Origin of the sequence: Thalassospira sp. CH_XMU1420-2 (assembly GCF_037029325.1) — a bacterium.
In the GTDB taxonomy this organism is placed as follows: domain Bacteria; phylum Pseudomonadota; class Alphaproteobacteria; order Rhodospirillales; family Thalassospiraceae; genus Thalassospira; species Thalassospira povalilytica.
This window is the reverse complement of the sequence record NZ_JAYMEG010000006.1, coordinates 114426-133244: the sequence shown is the minus strand read 5'-3', so window position 1 is coordinate 133244 and position 18819 is coordinate 114426. Positions and strand designations below refer to the sequence as shown.

The following is an 18819-nucleotide window of genomic DNA, read 5'->3' as shown; positions in this document are numbered from 1 at the left end:
CATAAAACGCCTGTGAGCAGATAGAACCAAACTTATGAAAATCTTGATGCTTGATCATTCAATCGGCTTTGATCCCAAGGATCGCGAAGCCCGCCCGCTGGGAACCTGCCAACGTGCTTTCATTGCGCTGGCCGAGGCCCTTGTTGCCCGTGGACACAAGGTCGAAGCGCGCCGCAATGGCGGCATCGACAAGGATGCAAGCGGTGTAGCATGGCGACAACTTGATGCCGAATTGCCGCCTTTTGGTGGCGATGCGGCCAATACTGTTATTGTCTGGCGCGATCCTGCTTTGCTCAGCCATCTTTCGGTACCGACAAATGCCACGGTTGTTCTGTGGTTTGACGGTGATCCGGCGCGACTGAATGCGGATGAAGTGCGGTTGGTGCTTCAGGAAAAGAAAGTACAGGTCATCTTTACCGATGATGCCCAGGCCAAATCATTTGATGCGGACCTTGCCAAAAAGCCGATCGTGGTGAAACCGGGCGCAACAGCTGCCTTCACCATGGCGTCGAACATGCATTGGGCATTTGAATCGCGCGATGAACTGGCGGTGACGGTTGCCAATACCAAAACCGGTATTGCCCAGATCGTTCGGATTTGGGATGCCTATGTCGCGCCCAAGGCACCGAACGCGATCCTTGAAATTTACGCCTATGACCTGTTCAGCGCGATGGCAGGGGAAAATGACGACGTTTCTGACGACGTTCTTGATCTTGTCCGCAGTGCGATTGACAAAGGTGTAAGGGTTCATCATCCAAAACCCGAAGCCGACATGGCCGAGACCATCGCCAATGCGCGTGCATTCCTGCATCACGGGAAATACGGTACGGATTATGCCGGTCAGTGGATTGTTGATGCCCTTGGGGCTGCGACCCCGGTGGTGTCCTATGGCGGGATTGCGCGGAACCGGATTGAAGACGGCAAAACCGGCTATATCGTTCCTGATGAAGCTGCCTATGGCAACATCACGTCCCAGCTTTTGACCGACCGGGCATTTTTTGCCAACCAGTCCGAAGCCGCACGCAATGATCGTCGGGAATGGATTCACGTCGCAGGCGAGCTGGAGAAACTTTAAACCGTGCGCCTTCTGTTTATCACGTCAAACCGTCTTGGTGATGCGGTCCTGTCGACGGCAGTTCTGCGACATTATGTCGAAACCTTTCCGGGTATTCGGATAACGGTTGCCTGTGGCCCGGTTGCGGCCCCGATTTTCAAGGCTGTGCCGAACCTTGACGGCATTATTGAAATGCCCAAGCAAAAGCGTGGCGGGCATTGGTGGAAATTGTGGAAGTCGGTTGTTCTGAACTGGTGGGATGTGATCGTTGACCTGCGCGGAAGTGCCACGGCCTATGTCCTTCCCGGGACCAGGCGCGTTGTGCTGAAAGGCAACGATGACAGCCTGCACCGGCTTGAACAGCTTGGTGCGTTGTTGAAGGTGTCACCACCACCTTTGCCTAAAATCTGGATCGATCAGGAAAGCCGGAATCGTGCTGACACGTTGCTTGGCAATGTCAAAGGTTCGCTTTTGATTGTCGGGCCGACATCAAACTGGGTTGGCAAGACCTGGCACAAGGAACGTTTCATCGAAACGATTGCGACCCTGACCGGGAAGGGGGCAGTGCTTGAAGATGCCCATGTGCTGGTTGTCGGCGCGCCCAACGAACGGGATATGGCAGAAGAAGTCATCAAGTCGATCCCGGAAGAAAGACGGTCGGTAATCTTTGGCACCGAAAGCCTTTTGACTGTCATGGCCTGTCTGGAACGTGCTGATTTGTATCTTGGCAATGATTCTGGCCTGATGCATATGGCAGCGGCGTCAGGATGCCCGACACTGGGTTTGTTTGGCCCGTCGCGGGATGAACATTATCGGCCATTTGCCAAATGGGGCAGGGCCGTCCGTACCGAATGGTCGTACGACAAAATCATTGCAAACCGGACCAGCCGTTTTTCACAGGAAAACCTGATGGAAACCTTGCCGGTCGAAAAGGTTGTCAAAGCGGCAACCGAACTGGTTACCGAACATCGTCTTGCAGGAAAAAACAATGACTGATGCAGCACCGCGTATTTCAGTTGTTCTGTGTGCCCATAACGAGGAAAAGCGACTGGCGACCTGTCTGGAAAAGGTCAGCTTTGCCGACGAAATCGTTGTGATTTGTGACAAATGCACCGATCGAACCGAAGAAATCGCCAAGGAATTTGGTGCCAAAACCGTTGTCGGCAGCTGGGACATCGAAGGGCATCGTCGCAACAAGGCCATCGAAGAAGCAACCGGCGACTGGATTTTCGAACTTGACGCCGATGAACATGTTAACGCGGAACTGGCGATTGCAATCCGCGAGGCGGTGAATAGTGGCGCCTATGACCGCTATCTGATCCCGGTCGATAACTATATTGGCAAACGGTTGGTGCGATATGGCTGGGGTGCGTCATTTGGCACTTCTGCGGTGTGGCGACTGTTTCGCAAGGGTCACAAGGTTTGGGGTGATCAGCGCGTGCATCCGGCCATTGAAATGTCCGGGCGGCAGGGGCCGAAACTGAACGGGGCCTTGGTGCATTTTGTGGATCGCAATATCTCGGACATGATCCGTCGGCTTGATAGCTACACCAATGCGCGTGCCGCAGATTTGCGGGCAAGCGGGAATATCGGAACATTCCGCCATAATTTCCGCCGGATTTTTTCGCGATTTTGGCGCTGTTTCGTATCGCGCAAGGGGTACAAGGAAGGCGGGATGGGCTTTTTGATCGCGCTTCTGGCCGCCTTGTTCCCGATGATTTCCTATCTCAAAGCCCGCTATGATGAAGAATAACCAAATTCAGTTGGGGACTGGTGCATGACAATGTTGCTGCAGACCATGGCCGGAAGTCCGTTTGGCGGGGCCGAGGAGTTTTTTGTGCGCCTTGCCTGCGGTTTTCAGCGCGCCGGTATTGATCAGCATTGCGTTGTCCGTCCGAACGAGGGACGTAATCCGGTTCTTGCTGCCAATGGCGTTTCGTTTGACGAGTTGCCATTTGGCGGGCGCCTTGATTTGCGCACCCCTTGGGGATTGCGCCAGCAAATCAAAAAACACAAACCCCGCATCGTCCTGACATGGATGAACCGGGCCAGCCGAATGACACCATCTGGTGATTTCACCAAGGTCGCGCGGCTTGGCGGGTATTACAAGCTTAAGAACTTTCGCGATTGCGATCATCTGATCGGCAATACCAAAGACATTTGCGATTATCTGGTACGTGAAGGCTGGCCGGTCGAACGGACACATTACCTGCCGAACTTTGTCGATGCTGTTCCGGGCACGGCCATTGATCGTGCCGAGTTCAATACGCCGTCCGATGCACCGCTCATTCTCGGGCTCGGTCGACTGCATGAAAACAAGGGATTTGATACTCTGATCCGGGCCTTGGCCGATGTGCCGGGTGCCTATCTTTGGATCGCGGGTGCCGGTGATCTGAAGGACGATTTACTGAAATTGTCGGGTGAATGCGGCGTTGCGGATCGTGTGCGTTTGCTTGGCTGGCGGCGGGATGTTGCCAACCTGTTTGCGACTTGTGATGTCTTTTGTGCATCTTCGCGTCACGAGCCGCTTGGTAATATGGTGATCGAGGCATGGGCACATGGCAAACCGGTTGTTGCACAGGCAAGTCAGGGGCCGGTTCAACTGATTACCCAAGGGGAAAGCGGATTGTTGTCCCCGCTTGAAGATGCATCTGCTTTGGCAGGTGATCTTCGGACTGTCCTTGACGACAAGGCGCTTTCAGACACATTGTCTGCGAATGGTCGCGCCGCGTTCGAGGCCAATTTCACCGAAGACGTAGTGGTTGCCAGATACAAGGCTTTCTTTGACGAGGTTGCGCGTTAATGTGCGGAATTGCCGGTTATATCGCCAAGGATAAGCAAACCCTTGATCCTGAAATTCTTGACCGTTTGCGTGATGCGCTGGGCCATCGTGGGCCTGACGGCGACGGGCGATATGTCAAAGGGCCGATTGGCTTTATCCAGACCCGCCTTGCGATCATTGATCTGAATACCGGTGATCAACCGCTTTATCATGAAAATGGTAGTGCACTGGTCGCCAATGGCGAGATCTATAACTATGTCGAGCTGCGCAAAAGCCTGTGCGAAGCCAGCTTCAAGACCGGGTCTGACAGCGAGACAGCGCTTCGGGTCTATGCCCGTGACAATATTGAAGGCTTTGATGCCCTGCGCGGTATGTATGCCTTTGCCATTCATGATGCTGTAGAGAACCAGGTTGTTCTGTGCCGGGATCCGTTTGGTATCAAACAGCTTTACTATGTCGAAACGCCGGAATATTTCGCCTTCGCATCCGAAGCACAGGCATTGATCGCAGCCGGTCTGGTTGGTCGGGATGTGCGTGCAGATGCCCGTTCCGAATTATTGCAGGTTCAATTCACAACCGGCAGCGATATGATTTTTGACGGGATCAAGCGGCTTCTGCCGGGCGAGACCATTGTCCTGAGCAATGGTCGGATCATTGATCGTCGCCGTCGTCAGGTTCTTGTGGACAGTGCATCGGTCGGCACACATCTTGAAGCAGCGTTGACCGACTGGGATCGTGTGTTCGAAGAATCCGTCAGGGTGCATCAACGATCAGACGTTGATTACGCCATGTTCCTTTCAGGCGGGGTTGATAGTGCATCGTTGCTTGGCATGATGCACCGGTTGAATGAGCGTCCGGTAACGGCCTATACAGCAGCGTTTGAAGCATCAAGCGTGCATGATGAACGTGAAATTGCACGCGATGTTGCCAAGGCTTGCAACGCCAATCACATCGAGGTCATGTTCTCGGAACGTGATTTCTGGACGCTTCTGCCGGAAGTTGCTGCGCGGATGGATGATCCCGTTGCAGATTACGCAATTCTTCCAACCTACAAACTGGCCAGCGAAGCCGCACGCGATTTCAAGGTCGTGCTGTGCGGCGAAGGCGGGGATGAGCTGTTTGGCGGGTATGGGCGGTACCGTTCCGTGATGCGACCGCTTCTTCTGGGCGGGCGCGTAATGCGGTCCAAGGGGACGTTCGACAAGATTGATGTATTGCGTCCCGATGTGCTTGAAGGATGGCGCGACGGGATTGCTGCATCGGAAAGTCGCGAAAACCGAGGAAAGCGTTCGAGACTTGCGGTGGCGCAGGCTGTTGATTGTTCCGACTGGTTGCCAAATGACTTGCTGATCAAGCTTGATCGCATGCTGATGGCACACGGGCTTGAAGGGCGAACACCATTCCTTGATCCGATGGTTGCCGAATTTGCCTATCAGTTGCCGGATCGTCTTAAAGTTCGCAAGGGAGTTGGCAAGTTCCTGCTGCGCAGCTGGCTGGAACGCTGCTTGCCGATGGCCCATCCATTTGCGAAAAAACGTGGCTTTACTGTGCCGGTTGCAGAATGGATTTCAGGACAGGGTAAGCGTCTGGGACCTTTGGTTGCCAATCAGGCAGGCATACTTGAAATCGCCGACCCGTCAAAGGTCGAAAAACTGTTCAATACACCGGGAAAACGCGAAGGTGCGGCTTGCTGGCATCTTCTTTTCTATGCGCTGTGGCATCAGGCCAATGTTTTGGGCCATGCTCCGGAAAAAGATGTGTTTGAAACACTGGCACCCTAAAGACTGCACCCAACCCTGATTTAGGACAGGAGGCGGCTATGCCCAAGATCAGATCTTCAGTCTGGATGATTGTCCCAAATCTTTTGCGGACCCTTTTTCGGGGGGATGTCAGCTGGAAGTCGAAAGCTTTGCTGCTTGGCGGACTGGTCTATTTGATCAGTCCGGTCGATCTTTTGCCTGATGTTCTTGTCGGGATTGGCTGGCTTGATGATCTTGTCATTGTGCCGTTGCTAGGCTGGTTGTCCTATCGAAGTTTGCCACCAGCTATCCAGGACGATGTTGCTTCTTTTGATCAGCGTACTGCAAAATCGACGCGCCGGGTCTGGCTTTACCTTTTGCTTCTTGTCGTCGCGATAGTTGTCATTGCCATTTGGGGGGATGCCCAATACCCGGTCTCGCCAACCCAGCCGGGGTTGGCCGAGTGAAACTGTCGTCTGACACAGTTGTCATGATCCGGACAGCATGTTTGACGGGGTAGGGATCGAAGACTAACCTTTGGTCATAAAAACCGTCAGACAGGGAAGAAAGTCATGAGTGATACATTCCGTGCATTGGTTCTTGATCAGCAGGACAAGTCCGTTTCGGCCAGTTTCAAAAATCTGACGACAGAAGATTTGCCAGAAGGTGATGTTCTGGTTCGGGTGAAGTGGTCGACCCTTAATTACAAGGATGGCATGATTCTGAACGGATTGGGGCGCCTCGTTCGATCCTATCCGCATGTGCCTGGCGTCGATTTTTCCGGTGAGGTCGTTTCATCAACAGACCGGCGATATAAACCCGGCGATGAGGTCATCCTGACCGGCTGGCGCGTGGGTGAGGCCCACTGGGGTGGCTATGCTCAATATGCCCGGGTCAAGGCGGATTGGCTGGTTCCGCTGCCAAACGGGCTGGGCGCGGATCAGGCCATGGCCATCGGCACGGCGGGCTTCACTTCCATGCTGGCGGTTATGGCCCTTGAGGAGCAGGGTGTTTCACCGGATCAGGATGGTGAGGTTCTTGTAACCGGTGCTGCCGGGGGTGTCGGGTCAGTTGCCGTTTCGATATTGGCGGCGCTGGGATACCGGGTTGCCGCATCGACCGGGCGTGCCGAAACACATCAGTATCTTCGTGACCTAGGCGCAACGACAATCGTTGATCGCAACGAATTGACCGATACCAGCAAGCCGCTTCTAAGTGAGAAATGGGTTGGTGCGATTGACAGCGTCGGCAGCAGCACACTTGCACATGTATTGTCAGAAATGAAGTATCACGGTGTGGTGGCGGCATGCGGTCTTGCCGGTGGTCCGGATCTTCCGGCTACGGTCATACCGTTCTTGCTGCGCGGGGTTCGGCTGATCGGAATTGATTCGGTGATGTGTCCCTATGACTATCGTGTGAAGGCTTGGGAACGCCTTGCCAGACAATTGCCGAGCGATCATTTGTCCACAGCGACGACCAAGGTTGCCTTGTCCGAAATTCTGCCTTGGGGGGAGAAAATCCTGAAAGGTCAGGTCAAAGGTCGAGTTCTGATTGACGTGCAGGATTGCTAGTAAGGTCAAAACCATGCAGAATCAGCAGGTTCCCGATCGGTACTTTCGGTAAACGGGACCTGTCAATTTGTTAGCTGGAAGTCAATCTGATGCTTGAACAACGGTTTCGCATTCTTCTTGTGGAAGATAACCCCGGTGATGCGTTTCTTGTCCGCACACTCCTTGAGGAGACCGGCGAGCCGTTTGATATTGAACATCGCAGCGATCTGACTTCCGCCATGGCCGTTCTGAACGGAGAGGGCCCTGATGCGGTTTTTGATGTGGTTTTGCTGGATCTGACATTACCGGATTCTTCGGGGGTGACGACCATCAGCCGTATCAGGGACTGTGCCAACACAGCACCGGTTGTTGTGTTGACCGGGCACAAGGATGAAGAACTGGCTTTCGAGGCGCTTCAGCATGGTGCCGAAGATTATCTGACCAAGGAATTCCCGGACGGTCGCACCATTCGCCGGTCCATCCGCTATGCGATTGAGCGATCACGCGCCGAGCGTGCCCTTAAGGAAAGTGAAGAACGTTACCGCAAACTGGTTGAACTTGCCCCCGAATTGATTTCCATCCTGAGCGGGGAAGAAATCGCCTATATCAACCAGCAGGGGCTTTCGATCCTCGGCGCAGACGACAGTGCAGCCCTTATCGGTCGTTCTTTTATGGAAATGGTTCATCCGGCAAGCAGGGAAACGTTGGGCGAATATATTGCCCGTTACAGGGATGGATACACCGGGCGCGCAGATTTCACCATCATGTGTCAGCGCCCGGCTGGGGACAATGTGGAACTCGAAGTTTCCGCCATTGCATTTACCCATGAAGGGGCGCCGGCCATGCTGATGCTGGCCGAAGACGTTACCGAGAAGCGCAAAATCGAACGCCAACTGGTCCAGACGTCCAAGCTTGCGACCCTTGGTGAAATGGCGGCTTCTGTTGCCCATGAAATGAACCAGCCGCTGAATGTTATTCGCATGGCGGCCGATACCTGTGCGCTTCAATATGATCTTGACGCGGTCAAGCCAGCGTTTCAGCATGAAAGACTGGCGCTGATCAGCAGCCAGACCGAACGCATGTCGGAAATCATCAAGCATCTGCAGATCTACAGCCGGCCCGATGATGATGACTTCGTGCCGTTCGATCCGATGCGTGCTGTGGCAAGTTCGGTGGACATGATTGAACATGATTGTCGGCTTTCGGGTATCGAAATCGAAGTGGTGCCACCTGCCCAGGCCTGTCTGGTCAGTGGTCGTCAGGTTCAGCTTGAACAGGTTCTTGTCAACATGCTGACCAATGCCCGCGACGCGATTAACGAAAATGGCGATGATGGAAATATCGGCGGTCTTATCCGGGTCAGCGCCATGGTCGACAAGACCAATCAGGTGCTTAAGCTGGCGGTGAATGACAATGGCGGTGGTGTTCCCGAAGCCGCCATTGATCTGTTGTTCCATCCGTTCTTTACAACAAAGGATGTTGGAAAGGGCACTGGCCTTGGGCTGTCGGTCAGTTTTGGCATTGTGGAAGCAATGGGCGGCAAGATCGATGTCAGGAACGAAGGTGATGGTGCTTGTTTTGAAGTGACACTTCCCATCGTCAGCTTCGATGCAAGCGATGCAGACCAGACGGAATATGAGCCGGAAGAACATCCGGGCGGGGACACGGGATTGAATGCGGAAACGCGTCAGAACATCAGAATTCTGGTGGTGGATGACGAAGTTGACGCCATGGAAATCATATCGGGATATCTCGAAGCACAGGGCTATAACGTTTCTGCGGCCAGTGATGGTGAAGATGCGCTGGCACTTGCAGCGGTGGTACAGCCCAATATTCTGATTACAGACATCCGGATGCCGCAAATGGACGGCAATGCCCTGGTCAAGGAACTGCGCAGCCGCGACCCGGCATTGCCGGTTATCGTGATGACCGGGCATCCCGGCGATGCAGAGCGCCCGGTAGACGATGATGGTGCCGATGCCCCGGTGATGGTGATGTCCAAGCCACTCAACCTCAAGGAGCTTCTGGGTATTCTGGATGAATTGTCGGAAGTCTGTATTCAATGATGCCAGAGTAGATGCCGGAGCAGTACAGGATCCGGTCAAAGAAAAAGCCCGGTCGTAGCCGGGCTTTTTTGTATTTGATATCGGGCAGAAGGCTGGTTGCTTTTAGGCTTCCCAACCAAGCTGCATGGCAATTTTGACAGCCTGTGTACGATTGGCCGCGCCAAGTTTCTTGAAAATGCCGGTCAGATGGACTTTGACCGTGATTTCACGAACCGTAAGCTGCTTGGCGATTTCCTTGTTGGAAAGCCCTTTGGTCAACAGGCCAAGAACTTCACGTTCACGATTGGTCAGCTGACGCAGGGGGTTGTCGGGTGCAAGGCCTTCAAGATCAATTTCGCCAGGACGGATTTGCGAGCCGTCATCTTCAAGCAATGCAGAAGGAATATATTTCTCCCCTGACAGGATCAGGCGCAACGCATTGATCAGCGATTTGCCTGACAATGTTTTGGGGAGATACCCTGATGCACCATGCTCAAGAGCATTCAGAACGTCGCTGCGCTTTACCGAGCCTGACAAGATCACGACAGGAATCTCCGGATGCTTCTGGCGCATGACCGTCAACCCCGACAAACCGTTCATGCCCGGCATGTTGAGATCAAGGATTGTCAGATCAACGTCTGTTTCCCCGTCAACGACGGCAAGTGCTTCTGCGAAATCCTTCGCCTGCGCGACTTCAACTTCCGGCGCTGCGATTTTAAGGAAGGAAGTAATCCCGTCTCTGACGAGATCGTGGTCGTCTGCTAGCAGGATGTTCATTTTTATGCAGTACCCGTTCTTGTCCGAAGCTCTGACATCTGATGATTGGCCCCGGAAACGCTCCCCGTACTGACGACACGGTTACGCGCAATAGTTAGATTATAATTCAAGCGTCCCCCCCGGACGCGTGCGCAGCATTCAACAAAACCGGGGTCGTGTCAAACGGCAGGATAGTTTCTGAAAGCCTCAACTATTCGATCAGATAGGTCGGCTTGTGCGGGAGTCAATGTTTTATCCCATATTGCATAGTATGCGGGAGGCGCAAGGCCATTTCCGGAGGTTGGAAATCAGACGGAAATCGAAAGACTTGGCTGGTCGATGCTATCGGCGCGTGCATTTTGTGTCGCGGATTCTTCCGCTGAGAATACAGGGCTGTCGTCGTTGCTGGTGGCCCGCTGCAGGCTGGCCTGTCGGAAGGCCGCCATGTCAGCACCAGAAGGCGCATTCGGCGCAAGGGCGGCGTTCTGCAATGTCGCCAGTGCGCGATCACGGTCGGCCTTGCTGCCCGACATCGAAACGCTGACATCAACATGCCCCCCGATAGCATAGGCATTGCCATCCGGGCCTATCTGATAGGTATATTGCGGGGCCGATCCATATGGGCCTGCTGCGGCCGCATGGGCTTCTTCTTCCTGACGCACGGCAGAATCCCGTGCCTGCAATTGTGACACAACGGCTTTTTCTGCGGGATCAAGGTCTGTGCTGTTTGACGTTGCAGAAGAAGCGTCACCATTTTCTTCATTGGTTTTGACAGCGTCGCGATACTCGGCCCGGCTTACGCCACCGGCGACGGCCTGTGCTTCGGTCAATGTTCTTGGATCGACGATGCGCGTCCGCAGGCTGTTATTATCTTCTCCCCCGATGGAATAGGGCGAGGCAGCAGTTCCTGATTTGGAATTTTTGTGGACTTCGACTGCTTCATATTCGGCCAGAACGCGCCCGTCAGACGTTTGCGCGATTTCCCGAACATTCAGGATCACGCCCATTCCGCCGCTATTGGGATTTGCTATGGTTTGGCCCGCTGCAATCATTGATGTCGAAGTGGTTCCCAAGTTTGAACGCAAAAGACTATACATCGCAGGTTATCAGAAAATGCGCACGGAGTCTTGCACCGGATTCCAATTCCGGTGTGGGGGAGCTCATGTCTTGCGCAGCGTGTGGCTTGCTGATATCAGGAAAGCCAAATTTCGGCGGTACGGTAATCGTCGCTGCAATCAATTCAATCAGGAATTCATACGCATATGTCCGACTTTGTTATACCCGCCAACGAAAAAGTACTCGTTACGGGCGCAGCAGGTTTTATTGGTTCTCACCTTTGCCTGAAATTGCTGGAGCAGGGATCAACCGTCGTCGGACTGGATAACGTCAATGACTATTATGATGTTAACCTGAAAGAAGCACGACTTGCCCGTCTGGAAGGCAAGCCCGGTTTCAAATTTGTGCGCATGGACCTTGAAAGCCGCGAGGGTATCGCGGATCTGTTTGCAACGGAAAAACCGACATATGTTGTGAACCTGGCAGCACAGGCCGGGGTGCGGTATTCAATCGAAAATCCGCATGCCTATATCGATGCGAACCTTGTCGGTTTCACAAATATTCTTGAAGGGTGTCGCCACAACAATGTGAAGCATCTGGTCTATGCTTCAAGCAGCTCGGTATATGGCATGAACACGGAAATGCCTTTCTCCGTGCATCACAATGTCGATCACCCAATCAGCCTTTACGCAGCATCCAAAAAAGCAAACGAGCTGATGGCACATACCTATAGCCATCTCTATCGCTTGCCGACGACGGGTCTTCGTTTCTTCACGGTGTATGGTCCGTGGGGACGTCCGGATATGGCCCTGTTCCTGTTTACCAAGGCGATTCTTGAAGGGCGTCCGATCAACGTCTTTAACGAAGGCAAAATGCGGCGTGATTTCACCTATATCGATGACATTGTCGAAGGTGTTTACCGTTGTATTTCCACGGTTGCCCAACCAAATCCGAACTGGAATTCGGCCAAACCCGATCCGGCGACCAGTTCCGCGCCGTATCGCGTGTTCAATATCGGCAATAACAGCCCGGTCGAACTGATGTATATGATCGAGACCATCGAAAAGGCATTGGGCGTTAAGGCCGAAAAGAATATGCTGCCGATGCAGGATGGCGATGTGCCGGCGACTTATGCCGATGTCGAAGCGCTGACCGATGCCGTCGGCTTCAAACCGGCAACATCGATTGAAACCGGGATCGGCAACTTTGTTGAATGGTACCGGTCTTTTTACGGGTAAGATAACTTGAAATTTGCCGCGATCTTCGTGCTGTTCGCCAATGCGTTTTCGGCGGGCATGATGTTTCTGGCCAGCGTGTTTATCTCGCGCTATGGCGGCAAGGATCTTTTCGGCTTCTTCTCGGTCATACTTGGGTTGATTATCTCGGCAGCTCCTGTCGTAACGTTCGGCATGGATACCACGATTGTCCGGTTCTTGCCCAAATATCGCGAAGAAGGAAAACGGCAGCTTGTCAGTGGCATGCAGCGCTTTGTTCTGGTGTTCGCAGCACTGTTGTCGATCCTTGGCGGTATTGTCCTGGCGACCATTCTGGTCCATTTCAGAAACTATAGTCTTGAGATCGGGTTTGCGGCTGGCGTGTGCTTGCCGTTGGCTGTCATTCTTTCGGTACTGCAGGGCGCAATTCGTGCTGATGCCAATGTTTCACGCGCGGTAGTGGGGGAGGCCGTCGTAAGGCCCCTGATCTTTGCCGTTTGTCTTCTTTCGCTCTATTTTTGGCTGCATGGGGAACTGACCCTGCTTAGTGTCGTCAGTTCTTATGCCATTGCACTAAGTGTTGCGACGGTATCGGCGCTTTGCCTTGTAATCAGGGGTGGGCACATCAAATGGCGCAGCACCTTTCATCCAAGGATGGCAGACATTCGACTTTGGCTTCAGCTCGGTCTGAATGTTCTGTTTTCCCAACTTTCCATCGCACTGCTGAACCAGTCGCCTGTCGTGCTGGCAGGTGTCCTATTATCCGCATTTGATGCCGGCGAAATTGGCGCGGTCATTCGTTTGGCGATGCTTGTTGCCTTTGCCTTGACGGCCGTGAATTCGGTCGTGGCACCGTTTCTTTCAAGGGCCATGGCCAAAGATGATACCTGGGAATTACAGTCCCTGGTTTCGCGCGCGACGGGCTTTTCCTTGCTGGTGGCTGTGCCTGTTTGCGGTGCTTTCTTTATCTTCGCGCCGGAATTGCTGTCGCTGTTTGGTGACGATTATACCGGTGCTGTCCCTTATTTACGGATGATGCTGATTGCCTATGCGGTTCAGGCCGCGTGTGGACCAAGTGTTGCGCTGCTCAATATGACGGGCATCCACAGGGCAATGACAAAAATTGTTTCTGTATGGGCAGGATTGACCGTAATTGGTTTGGCTGTCGCCATGATCCAGGTTGGCATGTTGGGCGGCGTTGTCATCGCCGCCGTATCTGTTGCCGGTTACCCACTAATCCTTGCAATCCTGTGTCGCAAGACGCTTGGGGTGGACCCGACAGTGCTGTCATTGCGTTATTTGGTCGTCCGGTAACCTGCCAGCATGCTTTCGCCATAGCGCAAAGTCTGCTGGCGTTGTCCACTGCATGAAACGTGATGATGCGATTTCTGCGAACTGCAGCACATCAGGCATTTGCCATCATTGGCGATCTATTTTGGGGAAATGGTGCTGCTGGGGAGATTTGAACTCCCGGCCTCTCCCTTACCAAGGGAGTGCTCTACCCCTGAGCTACAGCAGCCCGATATCATCAGGCAATCCGGTGGGGGATGGTGCTGCTGGGGAGATTTGAACTCCCGGCCTCTCCCTTACCAAGGGAGTGCTCTACCCCTGAGCTACAGCAGCGTATGCCCCATGCGGTGCGGGCGGGTTATAGGCCACGGATCAGCAATTGGTCAAGCCCGAAATATGCGAAGTTTTCCGAATGATTGTCCAAGGCTGCTTTTCGCCCTGTTTTCGTCAAGATCGGCTGTAATTTTTCGCCTGCTGTTTTATAACAGGTCCAAGGATTGAACCCGTACGCACACCGGAACCCAAATCGAACCATGACTGCAAAGAAATCCGATATCCGCCCGGCGGTGAATGAAGAACGCCTGAAGCGTGAGGCCGAAGCTCTTCGCGCCAATCTGGCCAAGCGCAAACAACAGCAGCGATCGCGCAAGGAGAGCTCTGGCGACTCTGATGCCAAAGGCAGTTCGAACGAGTAGCTGAGCAACCAGATTGCGAAGCTGCCACCGTTATGGTCGGCCCCAAAGCAGTGCGATCGAACCAGGCAGCCATAAAGCGCGTAACGGCATATCGTTTGGTTGATCTTGAAGGTCAGGCACGGGTAAAACCGAAGGTGCAGAAAAGCACAGGGACTGTTTCGCAACAAAGGGGTGGCACTATGTCGGTAAGACCGGATCACTGGATACGCCAGATGGCGCAGGAAAAGGGCATGATCGAGCCGTTCGTTGACGGCTTCAAGCGCGATGGCGTGATCTCCTATGGTGTCAGTTCTTACGGCTATGACGCCCGTGTTGCCGACGAGTTCAAGATTTTCACCAATGTCGACTCGGCCATTGTCGACCCCAAGGAATTTTCCGATGACGGGTTCGTCAATCGCCAGACCGATGTCTGCGTGATCCCGCCCAACAGTTTCGCACTGGCGCGCACCGTGGAATATTTCCGCATCCCGCGCGACACACTTGTGATCTGTCTTGGCAAATCGACCTATGCCCGTTGCGGCATCATCGTCAATGTCACCCCGCTTGAACCGGAATGGGAAGGGCATGTGACGCTGGAATTTTCAAACACGACACCACTTCCGGCACGTATTTACGCCAATGAAGGTGCCTGTCAGTTCATTTTCCTGAAAGCCGAAAGCGAATGCGATACCTCCTATGCGGATCGCGCAGGGAAATATATGGGCCAAAAAGGTGTCACATTGCCGCGTCTGTGATAAAGGCATGGCAACCAATCTGGCATCAAGATGCCAAGACGCGCGTTCGCTGCGCGAGCAAGCGCAGCACAAAGAGGATTGAATGGACAAGATCAAGATTTCCGGTGGTCGCCGGTTGCAGGGCAAAATTGCAATTGGCGGCGCCAAAAACGCGGCACTTCCCCTGATGGCGGCATCCCTGCTGACAGATGAAACGCTGACCCTTTCCAACCTGCCGCATCTGGCGGACATCACCTCGATGGCGAATCTTCTCGCCCAGCATGGTGTTGCGTTGCATCTGAACGGGCATGCGCCCAATGGCGGGCACACTGGCCGCGTTCTGGAAATGACCGCCAAGGAAATCACGTCCACAACAGCCCCCTATGACCTTGTTCGCAAGATGCGGGCATCGGTTCTGGTATTGGGTCCGATTGTTGCACGTTGCGGGATTGCCCGTGTGTCGCTGCCGGGCGGCTGTGCGATCGGGAACCGGCCGGTTGACCTGCATCTCAAGGCACTCGAAGCCATGGGGGCTGAAATCCACCTTACAGAGGGCTATATCGAAGCCCGCGCGCCCCAAGGCCTGAAAGGCGGGCATGTCCTGTTCCCGCAGGTTTCCGTCGGGGCGACTGAAAATGCGCTGATGGCGGCATCGCTTGCCGATGGAGTTGTCACGATTGCCAATGCTGCCCGCGAACCAGAGGTCGCGGATCTTGCCCATTGCCTTGTTGCAATGGGGGCGGAGATTGAGGGTATTGGCACCGACACCCTGAAAGTTACCGGCAAACCGCGCCTGCATGGTGCGGAATATTCGGTTGTACCGGATCGTATTGAAACCGGGACCTATGCGATTGCCGCGGCCATCACCGGCGGTGAGATCGAGTTGACCGGAACCCGTATGGATCTGATCGAAAGCCTGGTTGATGCGATGCGCAAGGCCGGCGTCGAAATCGAAGAAACTGCTGACGGCATGAAAGTACGGGGTAACCGTGCGACCCTTCGCGGTGTTGATGTCATGACTGAACCCTATCCGGGGTTCCCGACCGATATGCAGGCCCAGTTCATGGCGCTGATGTCGGTTGCCAATGGCGCTTCGATGATTACCGAGACCATTTTTGAAAACCGCTTCATGCATGTGCCTGAACTGGGACGCATGGGGGCGGATGTGAATGTGCATGGGCGATCCGCAATCGTACGCGGCAGTGCAAAGCTTTCAGGTGCCGAAGTAATGGCGACCGATCTGCGTGCATCGGTATCCATGGTGCTTGCGGGCTTGGCAGCCGAGGGCGAGACGGTTATTAACCGTGTCTATCATCTTGATCGCGGCTATGAGCGGCTTGAAGAAAAACTTGCGGCCTGTGGGGCGCAAATCGAACGTGTCCGCGTTCCGGCCTGATTTGCCGGTGGTGATCGCACAGCGATCGGGACAACAGACAAACGCGTAAGGCGACTGATTTATGAGTGACGAAAAGTTGGTGCTTGCCCTGCCTAAGGGGCGCATTCTTGACGAGGTGATGCCACTGGTCCGATCCGCCGGGATCGAACCGGAAGCGGCATTTGATGATCCGAAATCCCGGGCACTTCGGTTTGCCACCAATCATCCACATATCGATATCATTCGTGTTCGCAGTTTTGATGTTGCAACCTTTGTTGCATTTGGTGCTGCCCATATCGGTGTATGCGGCAATGATGTCCTGATGGAATTTGACTATCCCGATATTTACGCGCCGCTGGATCTGAATATCGGGCATTGCCGTCTGGCTGTTGCCGAACCCGAAGACATGATTGATGGCGATGATCCGTCACGCTGGTCGCATGTTCGTGTCGCCACCAAATATCCGCACGTAACCCGGACCCATTTTGCAGCCCGCGGTGTGCAGGCCGAATGCATCAAGCTTAATGGTGCGATGGAACTGGCCCCGACGCTTGGTTTGTGTCGTCGTATTGTCGATCTTGTTTCGACCGGTAATACGCTTAAGGCCAATGGCCTGCGCGAGATTGAACATATCGCCGATGTGACATCGCGTCTGATTGTGAACCGGGCTGCTCTTAAGACACGCCCGACTGATATTCAGCCCTGGATCGACCGTTTCTCCGAGGTAGTCAATGCCGCTTAAGCTTTCCATTACGGACGCCAATTTCGAAGAAGACTTTGTCAAGCTTCTGGGCATGAAGCGCGAATCGGATGCCGATGTTGATGCCGCTGTTGCCAATATCATCGCCGACGTGCGTGCACGCGGTGACGAAGCCGTTTGTGAATATACCAATCGCTTTGACCGTCTGAATATCGATGCCAAGGGCATGGCGGTTAGTGCAGCCGAAGTTGATGCCGCAATTGCCGATATTGATGCGGACTTGCTTAAGTCGCTGGAACTGGCCGCCGAACGCATTGGCGCCTATCACGCCAAGCAAATGCCGGCAGATGAACGTTACACCGACGAAGCCGGGGTTGAGCTTGGCTGGCGCTGGCGTCCTGTTTCGGCAGCCGGTCTTTATGTACCGGGCGGTTTGGCGTCCTATCCGTCATCTGTTCTGATGAATGCGATCCCGGCCAAGGTGGCCGGTGTTGAACGCCTTGTCATGGTTGTGCCGACCCCGGACAACAAAATGAACCCGCTGGTTCTGGCCGCAGCCCGCATTGCCGGTGTCGACGAAATTTACCGTATCGGCGGCGCACAGGCGGTCGCGGCCCTTGCCTATGGCACTGAAACCATCAAGCCGGTCGACAAGATCGTTGGTCCGGGCAATGCCTTTGTTGCCGCGGCCAAGCGTCGCGTTTTCGGTCAGGTCGGCATTGATATGATTGCCGGTCCGTCGGAAATCCTTGTCGTTGCGGATGGCAGCAACGATCCAAGCTGGGTCGCAGCCGATCTGTTGTCCCAGGCCGAACATGATCCGGTTGCGCAGTCGATTCTGATTACTGACGACGCCGGGTTTGCCGATCGCGTGCAACAAGCCATTGATACGCATCTTGAAACGTTGCCACGTGCAGAAATCGCGGGTGCAAGCTGGCGCGACTTTGGTGCAATTGTCTTGGTCGAAAATCTGTCGCAGGCTCCGGCCCTTGTGGATCGGATCGCACCGGAACATCTTGAACTGGCGGTCGATGATCCGGACGCCCTGGCAGAAGACATTCATCATGCCGGCGCGATTTTCCTGGGTCGTTACACGCCGGAAGCCATTGGTGACTATGTCGCCGGGCCGAACCACGTTCTGCCAACTGCCCGTTCGGCACGGTTTTCTTCCGGTCTAGGGGTTCTGGACTTCATCAAGCGTTCTTCGCTGATCAAGTGCACACCCGAAAGCCTTGCCAAAATCGGGCCGGCCGCAATTGCACTGGCAGAAAGTGAAGGTTTGCAGGCACACGGACTTTCAGTAGCGATCCGGTCAAACCAGATGTAAGCTGTTGCAGTGCAGCGCGTAAGGGGACCGCAGGGAGAAAGCCATGGCTTCAAATCAGTGTATCGCCGGTATTTATCTTGATGAAAAATACAAGGTGCGTCGCCGTCCCGAGGTCGAGCACGAGCAGGCTGTGGCAATTTACGACCTGCTGGAAGAAAATCACTTCGAGCCTGCTGGCGGGTTCGAAGGCCCGTATTCCGTTCATATGCGCATCGAAGACAATCGCATCTATATGGATGTGCGTGGCGATGATGACAGTGAAAACCTGACCACCATTCCAGTGCCCTTGTCGCCGTTCCGCCGGATCGTCAAAGATTACTTCATGATTTGCGAAAGCTATTATGACGCAATCAAGAAGGCGAGTGCAGCCCAGATCGAGACGATCGATATGGCGCGGCGCGGCCTGCATAACGAAGGGTCGGAGCAATTGCGCGAGCTTCTGACCGACAAGGTGACGATTGATGAAAATACGGCCCGTCGCCTGTTTACGCTGATTTGTGTTCTTCACATCCGGGGTTAAGGC

The 18819-nt window shown here is 54.2% G+C and carries 18 protein-coding genes and 2 tRNA genes; 16 read left to right on the top strand and 4 right to left on the bottom strand.

The genetic code is table 11. From position 1 onward, the window contains the following. Window positions 1-46 precede the first annotated feature (46 nt). The 8 genes from WA429_RS17580 (at window position 47) to WA429_RS17545 (ending at window position 9191) form a co-directional block, all read left to right on the top strand. Window positions 47-1075, top strand: a complete 1029-nt coding sequence (locus tag WA429_RS17580) for a glycosyltransferase (protein ID WP_287466242.1) — start codon at window positions 47-49, stop codon at window positions 1073-1075. A 3-nt stretch (window positions 1076-1078) separates the two neighbouring features. Further along, on the top strand, window positions 1079-2050 hold the full coding sequence (locus WA429_RS17575) for a glycosyltransferase family 9 protein (RefSeq protein WP_287466243.1): 972 nt from the start codon (window positions 1079-1081) through the stop codon (window positions 2048-2050). Beyond that, the gene (locus WA429_RS17570; protein WP_287466244.1) at window positions 2043-2807 is read left to right on the top strand and encodes a glycosyltransferase family 2 protein; all 765 of its coding nucleotides are present in this window, start codon (window positions 2043-2045) and stop codon (window positions 2805-2807) included. Before WA429_RS17575 ends, WA429_RS17570 begins: the two co-directional genes overlap by 8 nt. 24 nt (window positions 2808-2831) lie before the next feature. Beyond that, entirely contained in the window at window positions 2832-3857 is a 1026-nt protein-coding gene (locus WA429_RS17565; RefSeq protein WP_287466245.1) for a glycosyltransferase, read from the top strand. Further along, window positions 3857-5617, top strand: a complete 1761-nt coding sequence (asnB, locus tag WA429_RS17560) for an asparagine synthase (glutamine-hydrolyzing) (protein ID WP_287466246.1) — start codon at window positions 3857-3859, stop codon at window positions 5615-5617. The genes WA429_RS17565 and asnB overlap by 1 nt, the downstream gene beginning before the upstream one ends. Window positions 5618-5655: 38 nt before the next feature. Beyond that, the gene (locus WA429_RS17555; protein ID WP_287466247.1) at window positions 5656-6042 is read left to right on the top strand and encodes a YkvA family protein; all 387 of its coding nucleotides are present in this window, start codon (window positions 5656-5658) and stop codon (window positions 6040-6042) included. A 105-nt stretch (window positions 6043-6147) separates the two neighbouring features. Continuing rightward, the gene (acuI, locus tag WA429_RS17550) at window positions 6148-7146 is read left to right on the top strand and encodes an acrylyl-CoA reductase (NADPH) (protein ID WP_287466248.1); all 999 of its coding nucleotides are present in this window, start codon (window positions 6148-6150) and stop codon (window positions 7144-7146) included. Between the two features lie 89 nt (window positions 7147-7235). Beyond that, on the top strand, window positions 7236-9191 hold the full coding sequence (locus tag WA429_RS17545) for a response regulator (protein ID WP_287466249.1): 1956 nt from the start codon (window positions 7236-7238) through the stop codon (window positions 9189-9191). Window positions 9192-9293: 102 nt separating this feature from the next. On the opposite strand, the gene WA429_RS17540 is transcribed toward WA429_RS17545, so the two are convergent. Together WA429_RS17540 and WA429_RS17535 are read right to left on the bottom strand one after the other, a co-directional pair. Further along, on the bottom strand, window positions 9294-9947 hold the full coding sequence (locus WA429_RS17540) for a response regulator transcription factor (protein ID WP_287466250.1): 654 nt from the start codon (window positions 9945-9947) through the stop codon (window positions 9294-9296). A gap of 287 nt (window positions 9948-10234) precedes the next feature. Continuing rightward, window positions 10235-10933: a putative metalloprotease CJM1_0395 family protein gene (locus tag WA429_RS17535; RefSeq protein WP_287466314.1), complete on the bottom strand. Its 699-nt coding sequence runs from the start codon at window positions 10931-10933 to the stop codon at window positions 10235-10237. A 255-nt stretch (window positions 10934-11188) separates the two neighbouring features. Between WA429_RS17535 and WA429_RS17530 the strand changes: the two genes are divergently transcribed. Together WA429_RS17530 and WA429_RS17525 are read left to right on the top strand one after the other, a co-directional pair. Next, window positions 11189-12220, top strand: a complete 1032-nt coding sequence (locus WA429_RS17530) for an NAD-dependent epimerase (RefSeq protein WP_287466251.1) — start codon at window positions 11189-11191, stop codon at window positions 12218-12220. Window positions 12221-12226: 6 nt separating this feature from the next. Next, window positions 12227-13510, top strand: a complete 1284-nt coding sequence (locus WA429_RS17525; protein WP_287466252.1) for an oligosaccharide flippase family protein — start codon at window positions 12227-12229, stop codon at window positions 13508-13510. A 130-nt stretch (window positions 13511-13640) separates the two neighbouring features. On the opposite strand, the gene WA429_RS17520 is transcribed toward WA429_RS17525, so the two are convergent. Beyond that, window positions 13641-13715 (bottom strand) — tRNA-Thr (locus tag WA429_RS17520). A gap of 29 nt (window positions 13716-13744) precedes the next feature. Next, a tRNA-Thr gene (locus tag WA429_RS17515) sits at window positions 13745-13819 on the bottom strand. 200 nt (window positions 13820-14019) lie between these two features. On the opposite strand from WA429_RS17515, the gene WA429_RS17510 reads away from it, so the two are divergent. From WA429_RS17510 to WA429_RS17485, 6 genes are all read left to right on the top strand, one after another. Next, entirely contained in the window at window positions 14020-14181 is a 162-nt protein-coding gene (locus WA429_RS17510) for a hypothetical protein (RefSeq protein ID WP_287466253.1), read from the top strand. Window positions 14182-14360: 179 nt separating this feature from the next. Next, complete coding sequence (dcd, locus tag WA429_RS17505) at window positions 14361-14915, top strand: dCTP deaminase (RefSeq protein WP_062956196.1); 555 nt, start codon at window positions 14361-14363, stop codon at window positions 14913-14915. Between the two features lie 82 nt (window positions 14916-14997). Continuing rightward, entirely contained in the window at window positions 14998-16290 is a 1293-nt protein-coding gene (gene murA / locus WA429_RS17500; RefSeq protein WP_287466254.1) for a UDP-N-acetylglucosamine 1-carboxyvinyltransferase, read from the top strand. Window positions 16291-16351: 61 nt separating this feature from the next. Further along, entirely contained in the window at window positions 16352-17011 is a 660-nt protein-coding gene (gene hisG, locus WA429_RS17495; RefSeq protein ID WP_068519595.1) for an ATP phosphoribosyltransferase, read from the top strand. Continuing rightward, a complete protein-coding gene (hisD, locus tag WA429_RS17490; protein ID WP_287466255.1) occupies window positions 17001-18296 on the top strand; it encodes a histidinol dehydrogenase in 1296 nt (431 codons plus the stop codon). The genes hisG and hisD overlap by 11 nt, the downstream gene beginning before the upstream one ends. 43 nt (window positions 18297-18339) lie before the next feature. Beyond that, the gene (locus WA429_RS17485; RefSeq protein ID WP_068519597.1) at window positions 18340-18816 is read left to right on the top strand and encodes a UPF0262 family protein; all 477 of its coding nucleotides are present in this window, start codon (window positions 18340-18342) and stop codon (window positions 18814-18816) included. Window positions 18817-18819: the final 3 nt, after the last annotated feature.

What these genes read in the sequence shown, in the direction of transcription:
- acuI (WP_287466248.1), top strand. Translation starts at nt 6,148, where the DNA reads ATGAGTGATACATTCCGTGCATTGGTTCTTGATCAGCAGGACAAGTCC.
- WA429_RS17485 (WP_068519597.1), top strand. Translation starts at nt 18,340, where the DNA reads ATGGCTTCAAATCAGTGTATCGCCGGTATTTATCTTGATGAAAAATAC.
- WA429_RS17580 (WP_287466242.1), top strand. Translation starts at nt 47, where the DNA reads ATGCTTGATCATTCAATCGGCTTTGATCCCAAGGATCGCGAAGCCCGC.
- dcd (WP_062956196.1), top strand. Translation starts at nt 14,361, where the DNA reads ATGTCGGTAAGACCGGATCACTGGATACGCCAGATGGCGCAGGAAAAG.
- WA429_RS17540 (WP_287466250.1), bottom strand. Translation starts at nt 9,947, where the DNA reads ATGAACATCCTGCTAGCAGACGACCACGATCTCGTCAGAGACGGGATT.
- WA429_RS17555 (WP_287466247.1), top strand. Translation starts at nt 5,656, where the DNA reads ATGCCCAAGATCAGATCTTCAGTCTGGATGATTGTCCCAAATCTTTTG.
- WA429_RS17530 (WP_287466251.1), top strand. Translation starts at nt 11,189, where the DNA reads ATGTCCGACTTTGTTATACCCGCCAACGAAAAAGTACTCGTTACGGGC.
- WA429_RS17570 (WP_287466244.1), top strand. Translation starts at nt 2,043, where the DNA reads ATGACTGATGCAGCACCGCGTATTTCAGTTGTTCTGTGTGCCCATAAC.
- WA429_RS17510 (WP_287466253.1), top strand. Translation starts at nt 14,020, where the DNA reads ATGACTGCAAAGAAATCCGATATCCGCCCGGCGGTGAATGAAGAACGC.
- WA429_RS17565 (WP_287466245.1), top strand. Translation starts at nt 2,832, where the DNA reads ATGACAATGTTGCTGCAGACCATGGCCGGAAGTCCGTTTGGCGGGGCC.
- hisG (WP_068519595.1), top strand. Translation starts at nt 16,352, where the DNA reads ATGAGTGACGAAAAGTTGGTGCTTGCCCTGCCTAAGGGGCGCATTCTT.
- murA (WP_287466254.1), top strand. Translation starts at nt 14,998, where the DNA reads ATGGACAAGATCAAGATTTCCGGTGGTCGCCGGTTGCAGGGCAAAATT.
- hisD (WP_287466255.1), top strand. Translation starts at nt 17,001, where the DNA reads ATGCCGCTTAAGCTTTCCATTACGGACGCCAATTTCGAAGAAGACTTT.
- asnB (WP_287466246.1), top strand. Translation starts at nt 3,857, where the DNA reads ATGTGCGGAATTGCCGGTTATATCGCCAAGGATAAGCAAACCCTTGAT.
- WA429_RS17535 (WP_287466314.1), bottom strand. Translation starts at nt 10,933, where the DNA reads ATGGGCGTGATCCTGAATGTTCGGGAAATCGCGCAAACGTCTGACGGG.
- WA429_RS17545 (WP_287466249.1), top strand. Translation starts at nt 7,236, where the DNA reads ATGCTTGAACAACGGTTTCGCATTCTTCTTGTGGAAGATAACCCCGGT.